Genomic DNA, 14,871 nt, shown 5'->3' on the forward strand with positions numbered 1-14,871 from the left:
TCTACTCTTTTACGAAATAGTCCCCATCAAAACTCTCTAGGGCATAATTTCTATCATTTCCAATAGCATTTACTAAATCTTCAACTGATAGATATTCTAAACTATCTGCTTCAATATATTTACAAACTTCTTCTTTACTCATATTATTAGAGATTAACTCTTCTTTATGAGGTGTATCTATTCCATAATAACATGGGAATTTGATTTCTGGACTTGCAACTCTAAAGTGTACTTCTTTAGCACCTGCTTCTTTTAATATTTTTACAATTCTTTTTGAAGTAGTTCCTCTTACAATCGAATCATCGATAACTAATAGAGATTTTCCAGCAATTAGAGATTTCATAGGACTTAATTTCATTTTTACTTTTAAATCTCTCATCTCTTGAGTTGGTTCAATAAATGTTCTTCCAATATAATGATTTCTAATAATTCCCAATTCAAAAGGTATACCGCTTTGAGCAGCATAACCAAGGGCTGCTGGAACTCCAGAATCTGGTACAGGAATAACCATATCAACTTTTATATGAGAATTTTCATCATTTTTTGCTAAAACTTTTCCCATGTCTTCTCTTGCTCTATATACACTTTTACCATCAATTACAGAATCAGGTCTAGCAAAATAAACATATTCAAAGGCACATGGTCTATACTCTGGTTCAAATAGTTGTATTGATTCAGGCTCTTGATTTTCACTAAAAATCAACATTTCTCCAGGTCTTATATCTCTTAAAAATTCAGCATCAACTAAATCAAAAGCACAAGTTTCACTGGCAACTATATATCCACCACTTTTCAATTTTCCAAGTGATAGTGGTCTAATTCCATATCTATCTCTAATAACAAACTGTTTTGCCCTACTTTGAACAATAAAACAGTATGCACCAATAGTTTTTGTTAATGCTTCTTTAATTCTATCTCTTAATCTATCTTTTGTATTTTTTGCAATTAGATGAATTAAATTTTCAGTATCCATCCCTGTTTGGAAAATAGCACCTTTATCAATTAAATCTTGTCTAACTTCATCTTTATTAATTAAATTTCCATTATGAACGATAGAGATTTCACCGAGTTTATATTTAGCATAAACAGGTTGTGCATCTAAAATCGAGTCTCCACCAGCTGTTGAATATCTATTATGACCTATTGCCATATTTCCTTTTAGATATTTTAGTGCATCATCAGTAAATACTTCTGAAACTAAACCTCTGTCTTTTTTTGTATAGATTTTTCCATCACATGATGATGAGATACCTGTAGCTTCTTGACCTCTGTGTTGCATTGCAAACAAAGCAACTGAGGCCAGTCTTGCAGCATTATTATTCCCGTAAATTCCAACTATTGCGCACATATTTAATTTTCCTTATAGACCTAAAGCGTCATTGATTGAGTATAGTTTAGCTTCTTTTCCAATAATCCATTTTGCAACTTTAATTGCACCTTTTGAAAAAGTATTTCTAGCAGTTGCAGTATGATTTAATTCCAAAAATTCGCCATCATTGTATAATCCAACCGTATGACGACCTACAATATCTCCACCTCTTAAAGCCATTACTGCAATTTCATCTTTAGTTCTAGCTCCAATATTCCCATCCCGTCCAGAAATTCGTACATCATCTAAATCTAAATCTCTTGCACTTGCAGCATGTTCTGCAAGTGTTAACGCTGTTCCAGATGGGGAATCTACTTTATTTCTATGATGTTGCTCAACAATTTCAATATCAAAATCTCTTAAAGTTTTAGAGGCAAGTGCTACTAATTTATTTAAAACAGCAACTCCAAGACTCATGTTTGTTGCATATAAAATAGGTACGATTTTACTAGCTTCAAACAATAAATTTTGCTGATGCTTACTAAATCCAGTAGTTGCAATAACAAGCGGTTTATTTGCTCCATTTTCTACAACTTCAGTTAGAAGTGCTTCAGTTGCAGCTGGTGCACTAAAATCAATAATTACATCTGATGAATCGAATAATACTTTCATATCATTTGTTACAATTGTATCAGCAGGTAAATTTTTAACTAATTTATCTTTTACATATACTGCTGATACTCTTGCTTGACTATCATTTGTTAAATCATCAATTAAAAGTGAACCTACCCTTCCTGTACTACCTAAAATACCTATTTTAATCATTTAAAAACTTCCTTATCCTAAATATTCAATAATATTGACAGCAGCAGTTGCACCATCACCCGCTGCACAAACTACTTGTTTTGGAGCATCAATTCTAATATCTCCTGCTGCATAAAGACCAGAAACTGATGTTCTCATTCTTAAATCAACAATAACTTCACCAGCTTCATTTAAATTACAAAGGAAACTACCATCTTCTTGTTTTAATGGAGCATTTAATACATCACGACCAACAAAAATAAATACACCTGGAGTTGGTAAATCTCTTATTTCACCAGTTTCTCTGTGTTTTACTTTTATACCTTGAACTCCACTCATATCACCATAAACTTCTTCAACAGTAACATTTGTAACTTCTTCAATATTTTGGGCATGCTTCATATGTTCAATTGTACTTGGAGCTGCTCTATATGTATCTCGTCTGTGAACTAAATAAACTTTTGAACACATTTTTGATAAATAAACAGCCTCTTCAATAGCAGAATCTCCACCACCAATTACTGTAACTTCTTTTCCTCTATAGAAAAATCCATCACAAGTTGCACAAGTTGAAACACCTTTACCAAAAAATTCATTTTCACCTTTAAATCCAGCACGTTTAGGAACAGAACCAGTTGCAATTAAAACTGTTTTTGCTTGAAACTCTTTTTTGTCATTTGTAGTCAAGGTAAAAATATCACCATTTTTTGTAACTCTATCAATTTGTGCCATTTCATGTTTTAAACCAAATCTTTGACATTGTTCAGGCCAATTTGCCATTAAATCCATACCTGAAACAACTTCTGATTGTCCTGGATAATTTTCAATCTCTGATGAACTTGTAATTTGTCCTCCTGGCATTCCCATTTCAAACATAACTACATTTTTTAATCCACCTCTTGTTGCATATAAACCAGCTGTTAATCCTGCGGGTCCTCCACCAATTATTGCTAAATCTAACATGTTAAATCCTTATTTTATATTAAATAATCTATAGTATTTTTTGAAGCTCTAATAATACAAAAACATTTGTAAGTTATAGGTTAAACAAATACTAAATATCAAGGATAAATTTTATCCAATAATAATTTATATTAATCTTAAATCGATAAAATAGTTTTTAGAATAAAAAAAGGGAGAAGTAAAAACTTCTCCCTTTTTAATTAATTGTCGTATATATTATAATAATGAGTTAATTTTATCAGTAAATGCTTGTTTAGAAGAAGCACCAACCATAGTTTCAACAACTTCACCATTTTTCATGAATAAAATTGTAGGAATTGATCTGATTCCATATTTAACTGCTAAATCTTGTTCTTCATCAGTATTAACCTTACAAATATTAGCTTTTCCTTCAAAGTCAGCAGCTAATTCTTCAATAACTGGAGCAATCATTCTACAAGGTCCACACCAAGGAGCCCAGAAATCTACCATAGATACACCAGCTTTTGTAACTTCTTCAAAATTTGCAGGAGTTAATTCAATATATTTTCCCATTTTATTTCCTTAATTATTAAATTTTTAATTTCATTCTATCTAACATGTTTATCTTATAAATTAAACTTAATCATTATAACTTGTGAAAACTTAAATTTTGTTTTACATTATTTAAGTTTTACTAATCAAGGCTAAATAATATTTTCGTTAAAATAAAACAATTTAATTTAAATGGATAAATTTATGGATATCAGAAAAGAATATTTAGAGTTTTTTAAAAGTAAAGGACATGATGTAATATCATCAATGCCACTAGTTCCAGATGATCCTACATTAATGTTTACAAATGCAGGTATGGTTCAATTTAAAGACATTTTTACAGGTGCAATTCCAAGACCTAAAAATCCAACAGCTACATCGTGCCAATTATGTGTAAGAGCTGGTGGAAAGCACAATGATTTAGAAAATGTTGGCTATACAGCACGACATCATACACTATTTGAGATGTTAGGTAATTTCTCATTCGGAGATTATTTCAAAGAAGATGCTATTGCTTATGCATGGGAATTTATAACTGTAAATTTAGCTTTACCTATAGAAAAATTGTGGGTAACTGTTCACGAAAATGATGATGAAGCATTTAATATTTGGTCAAAATATATCAACACTTCAAGAATTATAAAATTTGGAGATAAAGATAACTTTTGGGCAATGGGAGATACTGGTGCTTGTGGACCTTGCAGCGAAATATTTTATGACCAAGGGGAAGAACACTTCAATAGCGAAGAAGATAAAATGGGTGGAGATGGTGATAGATTTTTAGAAATCTGGAACTTAGTTTTCATGCAATATGAAAGAACAGCTGATGGAAAATTAAATCCATTACCAAAACCTTCTATTGATACAGGGATGGGACTTGAAAGAGTTATCGCTATCAAAGAAGGCGTTTTAAATAACTTTGACTCATCTAATTTTAAACCAATCATTGAAAAAATTGAAGAGTTAGCAGGTAAAAAAGCAACTAACGAGAATATTGGTTCATATAGAGTAATTGCTGACCATTTAAGAGCTACATCATTTATGTTATCTCAAGGTATTTTATTTGGAAATGAAGGAAGACCTTATGTATTAAGAAGAATTCTTAGACGAGCAGTTAGACATGGATATTTAATTGGTTTTAGAAAACCATTTATGGCAAAACTTCTTGATACTCTTATTAATATAATGGGTGGACATTATTCTGAACTTGTTGAAAATAAGAATTTCATAAAAGATCAATTAACACTAGAAGAAGATAGATTCTTTAAAACTATTGATTTAGGAATGTCTTTATTTAATGATGAATTAGAAAATACAAAAGAAATTTTCTCTGGTGAAATTGCATTTAAACTTTATGATACTTATGGATTCCCTTTAGATTTAACAGAAGATATGTTAAGAGATAGAGATTTAAAAGTTGATTTAACTAAATTCGATGAATTAATGAATGCTCAAAAAGCTATGGCAAAAGCTGCATGGAAAGGAAGTGGAGATTCTTCTAATGAAGGTGATTTCAAACAACTAATCGAGAAATATGGAATAAATGAATTTGTTGGTTATGATAATGTTACATATAAATCAAAAATCGTTGCCTTATTAGATGAAAATTTCAAAGAGGTTCAATCTTTAAATGAAAACTCTATTGGTTGGGTAATGCTAGATAAAACTCCATTTTATGCAACAAGTGGTGGGCAAAGTGGTGATATTGGAGCATTAGAAGATAATAGACATATTGCTATTATTGAAGAAACTTCAAAATTTCATGGATTAAATCTTTCAAAAGTAAAAGTTGCAAATTCAACAATTAAACAAGGTGAACTAGTTGATGCAGTTGTAGTAAATAGATATGAGATTGCAAAACATCACAGTGCAACACACCTTTTACAATCAGCTTTAAAAATGGTTTTAGGAGATAGCGTATCTCAAGCTGGCTCTTTGAATGATTCTTCAAGATTAAGATTTGACTTTACTTATCCAAAAGCTATGACCACTGCTCAAATTGATGAAGTTGAAGATTTAGTAAATACAATGATTTCAAGAGGAATTGCTGGAAATATTGAAGAGCTACCAATAGACCAAGCTAAAAACAAAGGTGCTATTGCTATGTTTGGTGAAAAATATGGTGATATGGTAAGAGTTGTAAGTTTTAGTGATGTTTCTGTTGAATTTTGTGGTGGAACTCATGTAAAAAATACAGCTGATATTGGAAGTTTTTATATTGTTAAGGAATCAGGTGTAAGTGCAGGTGTAAGAAGAATAGAGGCTGTTTGTGGAACTGCAGCTATTGCTTATACTAAAGAGATTATAACTGCAATGAATGATATTAAAGCTGAAATTAAAAATAACGATGTAATTTCAGGAATTAAAAAATTAAAAGAGCAAATCAAAGATTTAAAAAAAGAAGTTGAAACAGCACAAAGTCAAACATCTGCACCAATTAGTGAAGAACTTATTGGGGATACAAAAGTTGTTGTAGCTGTTGTTGAAAATGGTGATTTAAAGAAAATAGTTGATGATTTAAAAAATGCAAATGAAAAACTTGCAGTTTTATTACTTCAAGCAAAAGATGACAAAGTATTAATTGTTGCTGGAAGTAAAAATACAAATATTAAAGCTGGTGAATGGATTAAAAATATTGCGCCAATCGTTGGTGGAGGTGGAGGTGGAAGACCTGACTTCGCTCAAGCTGGTGGAAAAGATGTAACAAAAGTTGAAGATGCAAAAATTGCTGCTTTAGCTTATGCAAAAGAAAATTTGTAAGGCATTAAATTGAGCGAGTTTTTTAACAATTTCTCAACACTGATTATATTCTTACATATTATATCTGCAATAATTTGGGTAGGAGGAATGATTGTAATTAGATTTGCAGTTCATTACTCTATGCAAAATATTGAAGATCCAAAAATAAAATTAGGAAGAACTTTAGAAAATCTAAAAAGATTTTTTTCTATGGTTATTCCATCTATTATTCTTTTAGTTACAACAGCTATCATAATGATATTAGCTTTAGAATTTAAAGGTGGAGAACTTTATAAATTTGTTATCTTAAAAGAGATAATTTGGTCTATTATGACTATTATCTTTATTGTTATCTATATTAAAAGAAACAAAGCTCAAAAAGCTTTTGATAATGCGGATTTTGCAAGTGCAAAAAATCAATTAACTCCACTTGCAAAATATCTAATTCCCATAAACATTGTGTTAGGATTATTTGCAATTATTTTAGGAATAACTCTTAGAGGATTTTAAAATCCTCTAATTAATGATTAAACAACTCTCTATTCTTATAAGTTACCAAAAGAACAACTAATAAAATAAATACAAAACAATAAATCATAATATCCCAACCAAAATATTTATATATAATAGATGGAAGAAATGAGCCAGTTGCTCCACCTATATAATAGAAACTTAGATACATCCCTGATGTTAATGATTTTTGAGATGCTTTCATAGAATTTGCAAGGCCTGTTGAAACAGTATGAACTGTAAACATTCCAATACAAAATAAAAACAATAAAACAAAAAGATATATTACATTACTTGTTACAAGAAATACTAAAATAAAAAGAAAAAATGAAATTGAAATTATTATAGTATTTACTTCATTTTTGAAAAAACCAACTATTCTTTTAGAAGCTAATGAAACAACAATTCCCATACCATATCCCAAATATAAAAGACTAATCTGAAATTCATTAACTGAATCCGATATATCTTTTACTCTAAATGGTAAAATATTTAAAACTCCACCAAAAACAAAAAACATACAAAACATAATAAAATAAACAAGTGCAAATCTTTTATCTTTTAATATAGTTACTATGTCATTCAATTTAGGTTTAACAAGTTTTGCATCACCCTCGAAAGATAATTTCTGGATTAATAATATTGAAACAAATAAAGCAGCTGATAAAGAATAAAATACGTATTCATAAGAAAAGTTTGTTGCAATAAAACCAGAAAATAATCTTCCTACTAATCCACCAAATACAGTGGAAGCTACATATATTGACATATTAAATTTAATATTTTCTTTATCAGTATTTGCTAATATGCTCATAAGTGCAGTCAAAATTGCAGGGACAACTAAAGCTTCACAAATTCTAAGAGTTAAAAACATTTCATATGACTTTGCCATACCAAGAAAAATATTTGTGATTAACAAAATTATAGATGAGTATGTAAGCATCTTCTTTGCGCATACTTTTTCAAGTACATATCCATATACAATTGGAGAGATTGCTAGAAATAGCATTATAACAGCTGTAAATTGTGAAGCCTTTATAATAGATATATCAAACTGTTTTGCAAGTAATGGCTGTAAAGGTTGAGTAGCATACATAACAGATAGAACTATTATAATACAATAAACAATTATAAATAAGTTAATTCTCAAAATCACTCCTGCTTATAGAAAAATATCTATTTAAAATATTCATTCGTACTAGACTATTTAAATAATTTGAATCGAATCTAGGTTCATTTAGAAATCTATTAATATAGTTTATATCAAATTTCCTAATCTCTTGATCAAAATATTTACCATCATAATCAATAATAAATAAATCTTCATACACTAAATATTTATAAACTAAATTCATATAATATTTATTATCAATCAAATAAGTACTAAACTCATAATTTTTATATTCTTTTCTTTCTATAACTTTTAGACTATTTAGATTTAAAGTAGATTTAAATAAATCATCAAAGAAACCTCTTTGCATTCCATTCCAATGACAAGATCTATCTAAGTTAATATATTCATAAAATAATTTTCCATATTTTTCTTCTTGATTTTGTGAAATATATGAGAAATTTGTACAGCTGTCATGGGTATAGATTTTTTTATTATTTTTTAAATTTCCAATATTATCAATAAAATTATTTGATAATGAAGAACAACCAACTAACAGTAATAATGAAGATAAATATATAATCATTTTCATAATTAAATCCTTTTTTTAATAGTTATATTATACAACTTAGAAATTAAAACTTGACATATTCTTTTTTTTTCAATATCATAAAAATCGGAAAACTATATGTAAAAGGTATTTAGTGTGGCTAGGTACATAAAAAATTTCTTATTTTTTCTTATTTTTATAATTGTTATGAATGGCTGTTCATCTAAATATGTTGACAATTCAGATTTATCTAAAAATGAATACATATTTCAAAGTGCATCATTACAAAACACTATATTACAAAGAGATTTAAGATTAAAAAAGTACAAAGAACTTACTAAATCAAAGAAAAACTTTGATTCATTTAAAAATGATCTTGCTTTTCAAGATGATAGAATGGGTTTAAACCTTGAGCTATTCGATTTTTACAACGAATGGGAAGGTGTAGGATATAAGTTTGGTGGCAATTCTAAAGATGGTATAGATTGCTCAGCTTTTATTCAAAAAGCCTTTAGTGAGAAGTTTGACTTATCAATGCCAAGAACAACTGATATGCAATCAGAGCTTGGTAAAGAAATAGATAAAAGTGAACTTAAAAGTGGTGATTTAGTTTTTTTTAGAACAGGTGATACTAATCATGTTGGGATTTACCTAGAAGATGGAATGTTTATTCATGCATCAACATCAAATGGCGTGACAATATCTGAGTTAGATAATGTCTATTTTAAAGAAAATTACTGGACAGCTAGAAGAATTATAAATTAATTTTATTATAAAAGGAGAAATTAGTGACAAAGAAGACCTTTATGCTTCTACCTATTATGTTATTGCTTACAGCTTGTAGTAATAATAGGGATATTCAGATAGAAGAAAACAATAAAATAAAAGATGCGAGTAGCCTAAATGCCTCAAATATTTCTTATAATGATTATAAATCAGCTTACGAATCAGAAAACAATAAACTAAAAGACAGACCTCACTTAAGATATGAACCAAAAATCAGTAAAACAAGTTATGACAAACTGGTTTTAACAAACGATGAAAATGCATCAAATGACACACCAACTTCTAAAATCCTAACAAAAAAACAAGCCTTCCTTGATTTTTATGGTGATTGGAAAAATGTAAAATATAAAATGGGTGGAACATCAAGAACAGGAATAGATTGTTCTGGATTCACACAAAAAGCATTTAAAGAGAAATTTGGTATTGAATTACCAAGAACTACAACTACACAAGTAAAAGTTGGAGTTGAAGTAAAAAAATCTGAACTTAAAATGGGTGACCTTGTTTTTTTCAAAACAAGTAAAGTTACCAAACATGTAGGAATTTATATGGGTAATGGAAGTTTTTTACACTCTTCAATTAAAGGTATTCAATTTACAAAATTAGACAAACCTTTTTATAAACAAACTTATTGGACAGCTAGAAGAATTATTAATTAATTCTTCTAAAATCCCCCGTATATAATTAAAACAATTGGTATATAAACAACTGATATTAATGTACTAAGCAAAACAGTAAAAGAAGCTTTTTCTGGTCTTGCTTTTAATAATACTGCCAAAGTTACAGTATTTCCTGCAAGTGGTACAACCGAGAATAGAAATAACACTTTATAAATCTCTTCACTTAAAAATCCTATAAAAGTTTTGTCTATGAAAATTATAAATAAAATTGAAGCTGGCCAAAAAATGAATTTATAAAAATACGCTACTTTTAAATACTTTATATCTGCATCTGTATTTAAATCAAAACCTTTCATTCCCATACCTAACATCATCATTCCTAAGATTCCATAAGCCCATTTAAACCCCTCAAAATAAGGAATTATTAACTCTGGTATTCTAAAACCTAAAACATTTAAACTAAGCCCTGCTATAAAAGCATATAATAATGGAAGTTTAATTACTTTTACAATAGATTGTCTTGCTGTAAAAGTACCTTTTGCTGTTACATAAAAACCTGTTGTATTTTCATATAATAAAGAAGCAAGTGTTGCAAAAATAAAAATATTTGCAGATTCAGGACTTAATAAAATCATAGCTAGTGGAATACCAAAATATCCAGTATTCCCAGTTCCACAGGTAAATGCCAAAGTATTTATACTAGCATCATTCCAATCTTTTTTATATCTTTTTAATATATAAAAAGCAATTGATGAGCCAAAGAAAAAAACAAATAATGGAAGAAAAACTAATTGTAGATTTATTTCAATTGAAAGTGTTGCGAAGAAAATTACAATTGGTCCTAAAATATAAATGAGAAGTGTTGCTATTAAATCTCGTTTAACCTTAAAATATCTTGTTAAAATATATCCAAAGGCGATATTTAGATATAAAGGAGAAATTTTGCCTAATAAAATAAAAAATAAATTCATATTGTTCTCTTAAAATAATTTAGGCTTATTGTAACGAATAATATTAAAAATAAAGTAAATGCACAAATTTATAGATTTAGGAAGCAGAAAGAATATAAATATCTTGTGCATCTACAATATTTGAATAATTTTATAAAAATAAAATGATAATTATATGATTTTTTATAATTTTAAATAATTTGACAAAATAAATAAACAAAAAATAGAAATTAAATACATTTTTGCAGCATAAAAGATATTTAATTTAAAAATCTCTTTTGCTTCAAAATTATATCTAGCTACAATTGTAAGATTCAATCCAGAAAATGGTGATGTTGAAACTGTAATTGACCAAGCCATTAAAAAAGTAACTGCTAAAAGTGTATGATTTACTCCACTTAAAAAGTCTCCAATAATTGCTATTGTAATAATTGGATGAATTCCAACAAAAGCAAAAATTATAAATATTAAAAGTAATATAGAGGCAATTTGCCAATCAAAAACTTCAAAAGGTAGATTTAAATTCATTCCTATTAATATTGAACTAATTGAAATACCAAACATTCCAGCTACTAAAAATAGTGATAATTCACCTTTCATTCTAGGTAATTCATCTATAATATGTAAGTTGAATTTTTTAAAAGAATCCTTTACTCCTTTTTTTACTGGTAAAATTAGCAGTGTCATTAAAACAGAATAACTTGAAATTAACACTATTACTTTTATTTCTGGATGAAAATGATTTGTAAATAATACTAATAAAGCCAATAGAAAAGGTAAATATAAACTCTCAAAAGATAAGGGATAACCATTAAATTCATCTAAATTAAACTTTTTATTTTTTAATACTTCGTAATATGTAATGAAAAAAGCTAATAAAGCTAAAATTATTCCATTTAATAAAATAATAAAAGTATTCAGTTTAGGGGCATAAGTAATAGCAGCAGCAAAAGCTACAAAAAATGGTGACCAAAAAGCATCACTTGCAAATGCTCTTGTTAATAAAACAATTTGAGTAGCACTCAAAGGTGCTTTTTTATACATTTTATCAGCTACTAAAATCAGTGAAGATAAATTAATAACTGAACCAAAAAGATGTACACTTATATATGTTTTTATAAATGATTTTTTTCCTTTTGGTAATTCTGATATTTTCTCTTTTTTTGGACTTGCAATCAATCTTAAAAATCCAACTGCTATTAGTAGTGTTAATAAATATTGATTAACTGTAAAGACTTTTATAAAATCAATTTTATAATCATTAAAATATGAAAAAACAAAAGCAAAAAAACTCAATATAAATAGAATAATAATAATTTTTTTACTCTTAAGTCCTGAAAAAAGTATTAGTAATGAAATCCAAGCAAATAAACCTGAAATAATCAAAAGATTATTGTTAAAAAAATATGCATATATAGTCAACAAAAAAGATAAAAAAATAAAGATACCTGATAATTTTGATAAAAGTGCCATTTATATTTTTTCTCTTTTAAAAAATATTGATAAATAAATTCCTAAACCTATTAAGCTAATCCCAACTAAATGATAAGATTTTAATACTTCACCTAAAAATAAATAAGCCAAAATTGCTCCAAAGATTGGCATTAAATGTGTGAATTGTCCTGCTTTATTTACCCCTACTTCAACGGTTGAAATATTCCAAAAGTAAAATGCCAAAATTGATGGAAAAATTACAATATATATTAATGAGTATAAAACCTTTTCATTCTCTAAAAAGTCTAAATTAAAACTGTAACCTTGATAAAGAAATAAACAATATAAAATAATTGTACCAATAAGCGTAGTTAAACCAAAGAATTCAAAAGAGTTTAACTCTTTGGGTTTATGTTTTAATAATACAGTATATAAAGCCCAATCAACACAAGCAGCAATTATCCATAAATCTCCACTAGTAAACTCTAACTGCGAAATATGATTTATTTCACCTTTTAAAATTAGATACATAACACCTAATGTAGAAATAATTACACCTGTTAATTGCAGTTTTGTAATTTTTGTTCTAAAAATCAAAGAAGATAAAACAATTATAAATATTGGAATACTAGAATTAATTAATAAGGCATTTGTGGCAGTTGTAGTTTGTAAACCATAATATAAAAAAGTGTTAAAACCAGAAATTCCCAAAGCACCAAAAGTTATGATTAAAATATATTTTTTTTTAAATACACTTAGAATATTTTTATAATGAATCAAAATATAAGGCAGTAAGATGACTAAAACAAAAAACCATCTAAAAAATGACAATTGCGTGGGTTCAATACTTGTTGAAACTAATCGTCCAAATACAAAATTTCCAGACCAAAAAAGTACGGTTAAAACTAAAAAAACATAATATTTCATAAATAACTTTCAAATTTTTTTGTATTATACAAAAAATATATTAGGTAACACTTTTTACATATTTAATGCAATTATAATTTTATTTAACTCTTCTTTTATTATAAGAAAATTCTAAAATAGTAGAAATTGTTCTTGTATATGGTGCATCTAATCCTTGCTTTTCACAATTTTTTATCACAACTCCACAAATATCTTCAAGCTCTAAATCTCTATTATTTAATTTATCAAGCCACATTGATGGTTTTATTGATTCAAAATTTATCATCAATTCAAACATCATATCAACATTTTCTTGTGTAATATTTACTCCAACTACTTTTGCTGCAATTGCTGTTTCACACATAAGTCCATAAATTAGTTTTGAAACCTTTTCATCTCTTATTAGAATTCCAGTTTTCTCTTCTAATAAGGCACAAATTGCGTTTAGTCCATTATTAATAATTAATTTATTCCAAAGTTCAAGTTCAATATTATCACTTAAAAAAGTAGTTGTATTTGTTTTATCTAACTCAATTTTTAGATTATTTAAAAAAAATTGATTAGCTGAAGTTGGTTTTATTGCACCTAAGATTGTTTGAACTTCACCTGTAGATTCTACATATCCCAGTCTAATTGTGTGTGCTGCTATTAATCTTGTTAAGCCTCCAATTACAAACTCAATTGGATAAAATTTAGCCATAATATCTTCATTTTCAACACCATTTTGTAAAGAGATGAAATATGGTATAACTTTATTATCTTTTATCCATTCACCCATTTGGTTTGAGATAATTTCTGTACTCATAGATTTTGTTGCTAAAAAGATTACATCAACTTCACTTGGATTTGAACTCATTAATTCAGCCATTGAAATAACATTTACTTTTTCTTCAAAATCAAAACTACTATGGCTAAGTTTTAGTTTATTATTTTTTAAATATTCTAAGTTTTCATTTCTTGCTACAAACTTTACATTATGTCCAATTCTATGAAAAATTACACCATAAAATGAACCTACTCCTCCAGAGCCAATAACTACAATATTCATATTTAATTCCTAAATCATATTAATATCTTTAAAAATTAATTATATACAATTTAAGTATAATCCAAATAAAAAAGGCTTAATTTGATTAGACTTGGTTCAAATTCCCCAACAAGAGCATTAATTTTAAAAAACTTTGGCATTGATTTTATTCAAAATGGTGGAGATTTTGATGAAGATTCTATTACAACAACTAACCCAAAATCTTTTTGTTACCTTGCAACAAAAGGCAAATTTGAAGAACTCTTTAAAAAATATGGCATTAATGAAATGCCTTTATTAGTTGCTGATTCTGTAGTTACTTGTGAAGGGAAACTCTTGAGAAAAGCAAAAGATTTAAAGGATGCCAAAAGCATGCTAGAGTTACAAAGTGGAAATAAAACTTCAGTAATAACTTGTATGATTTATAAATCAAAGGAAAAAGAACTTATTGATATTTCTATTACAACTTATGAATTTTTACCCTTTGATAAAAAACATATGCAAGAATATTTAGATTCAGGGGAATGTTTTGGAAAAGCTGGTGCAATCATGGTTGAGGGATTTTGTAAACCTTATATAAAAAATGTTATTGGATATGAAAGTTGTGCTATGGGATTGTGTGTTGAAAAATTAAAAGTATATCTTTAGA

At 27.6% G+C, this 14,871-nt stretch carries 15 protein-coding genes; 5 read left to right on the forward strand and 10 right to left on the reverse strand.

The window, feature by feature from the left end:
* Position 1 precedes the first annotated feature (1 nt).
* The 4 genes from purF to trxA form a co-directional block, all read right to left on the reverse strand.
* Complete coding sequence (purF, locus tag AVENP_RS13990) at positions 2-1,348, reverse strand: amidophosphoribosyltransferase (RefSeq protein WP_128359993.1); 1,347 nt, start codon at positions 1,346-1,348, stop codon at positions 2-4.
* 12 nt (positions 1,349-1,360) lie between these two features.
* Positions 1,361-2,134, reverse strand: a complete 774-nt coding sequence (gene dapB / locus AVENP_RS13995; protein ID WP_128359994.1) for a 4-hydroxy-tetrahydrodipicolinate reductase — start codon at positions 2,132-2,134, stop codon at positions 1,361-1,363.
* A gap of 12 nt (positions 2,135-2,146) precedes the next feature.
* Complete coding sequence (gene trxB, locus AVENP_RS14000; protein ID WP_128359995.1) at positions 2,147-3,076, reverse strand: thioredoxin-disulfide reductase; 930 nt, start codon at positions 3,074-3,076, stop codon at positions 2,147-2,149.
* A 216-nt stretch (positions 3,077-3,292) separates the two neighbouring features.
* Entirely contained in the window at positions 3,293-3,610 is a 318-nt protein-coding gene (trxA, locus tag AVENP_RS14005; protein WP_128359996.1) for a thioredoxin, read from the reverse strand.
* 183 nt (positions 3,611-3,793) lie between these two features.
* Between trxA and alaS the strand changes: the two genes are divergently transcribed.
* Together alaS and AVENP_RS14015 are read left to right on the forward strand one after the other, a co-directional pair.
* Positions 3,794-6,349, forward strand: a complete 2,556-nt coding sequence (alaS, locus tag AVENP_RS14010; protein WP_128359997.1) for an alanine--tRNA ligase — start codon at positions 3,794-3,796, stop codon at positions 6,347-6,349.
* 9 nt (positions 6,350-6,358) lie between these two features.
* Positions 6,359-6,838 (forward strand): hypothetical protein, encoded by a 480-nt coding sequence (locus AVENP_RS14015; RefSeq protein WP_128359998.1) that lies wholly within the window; start codon positions 6,359-6,361, stop codon positions 6,836-6,838.
* Positions 6,839-6,848: 10 nt separating this feature from the next.
* On the opposite strand, the gene AVENP_RS14020 is transcribed toward AVENP_RS14015, so the two are convergent.
* Together AVENP_RS14020 and AVENP_RS14025 are read right to left on the reverse strand one after the other, a co-directional pair.
* Entirely contained in the window at positions 6,849-7,988 is a 1,140-nt protein-coding gene (locus AVENP_RS14020) for an MFS transporter (protein WP_128359999.1), read from the reverse strand.
* Positions 7,978-8,541, reverse strand: coding sequence for a hypothetical protein (locus AVENP_RS14025; RefSeq protein ID WP_172664326.1), 564 nt, complete (start codon positions 8,539-8,541; stop codon positions 7,978-7,980). Before AVENP_RS14025 ends, AVENP_RS14020 begins: the two co-directional genes overlap by 11 nt.
* A 114-nt stretch (positions 8,542-8,655) precedes the next feature.
* On the opposite strand from AVENP_RS14025, the gene AVENP_RS14030 reads away from it, so the two are divergent.
* Complete coding sequence (locus AVENP_RS14030; protein WP_228201906.1) at positions 8,656-9,264, forward strand: NlpC/P60 family protein; 609 nt, start codon at positions 8,656-8,658, stop codon at positions 9,262-9,264.
* Positions 9,265-9,287: 23 nt separating this feature from the next.
* Complete coding sequence (locus AVENP_RS16030) at positions 9,288-9,944, forward strand: NlpC/P60 family protein (RefSeq protein WP_128360001.1); 657 nt, start codon at positions 9,288-9,290, stop codon at positions 9,942-9,944.
* A 5-nt stretch (positions 9,945-9,949) separates the two neighbouring features.
* Here AVENP_RS16030 and AVENP_RS14040 read toward each other — a convergent pair whose 3' ends face one another.
* From AVENP_RS14040 to AVENP_RS14055, 4 genes are all read right to left on the reverse strand, one after another.
* Positions 9,950-10,876, reverse strand: coding sequence for an AEC family transporter (locus AVENP_RS14040; RefSeq protein WP_128360002.1), 927 nt, complete (start codon positions 10,874-10,876; stop codon positions 9,950-9,952).
* Between the two features lie 162 nt (positions 10,877-11,038).
* Positions 11,039-12,328 (reverse strand): tellurium resistance protein TerC, encoded by a 1,290-nt coding sequence (locus AVENP_RS14045; protein ID WP_128360003.1) that lies wholly within the window; start codon positions 12,326-12,328, stop codon positions 11,039-11,041.
* On the reverse strand, positions 12,329-13,216 hold the full coding sequence (locus AVENP_RS14050) for a DMT family transporter (protein ID WP_128360004.1): 888 nt from the start codon (positions 13,214-13,216) through the stop codon (positions 12,329-12,331). It abuts the gene before it with no gap.
* A gap of 79 nt (positions 13,217-13,295) precedes the next feature.
* Complete coding sequence (locus tag AVENP_RS14055; protein ID WP_128360005.1) at positions 13,296-14,243, reverse strand: ketopantoate reductase family protein; 948 nt, start codon at positions 14,241-14,243, stop codon at positions 13,296-13,298.
* 81 nt (positions 14,244-14,324) lie between these two features.
* On the opposite strand from AVENP_RS14055, the gene maf reads away from it, so the two are divergent.
* The gene (gene maf, locus AVENP_RS14060) at positions 14,325-14,870 is read left to right on the forward strand and encodes a septum formation inhibitor Maf (RefSeq protein ID WP_128360006.1); all 546 of its coding nucleotides are present in this window, start codon (positions 14,325-14,327) and stop codon (positions 14,868-14,870) included.
* The last annotated feature ends 1 nt before the right edge of the window (position 14,871 follow it).

It is taken from the genome of Arcobacter venerupis, from assembly GCF_013201665.1.
Classification (GTDB): domain Bacteria; phylum Campylobacterota; class Campylobacteria; order Campylobacterales; family Arcobacteraceae; genus Aliarcobacter; species Aliarcobacter venerupis.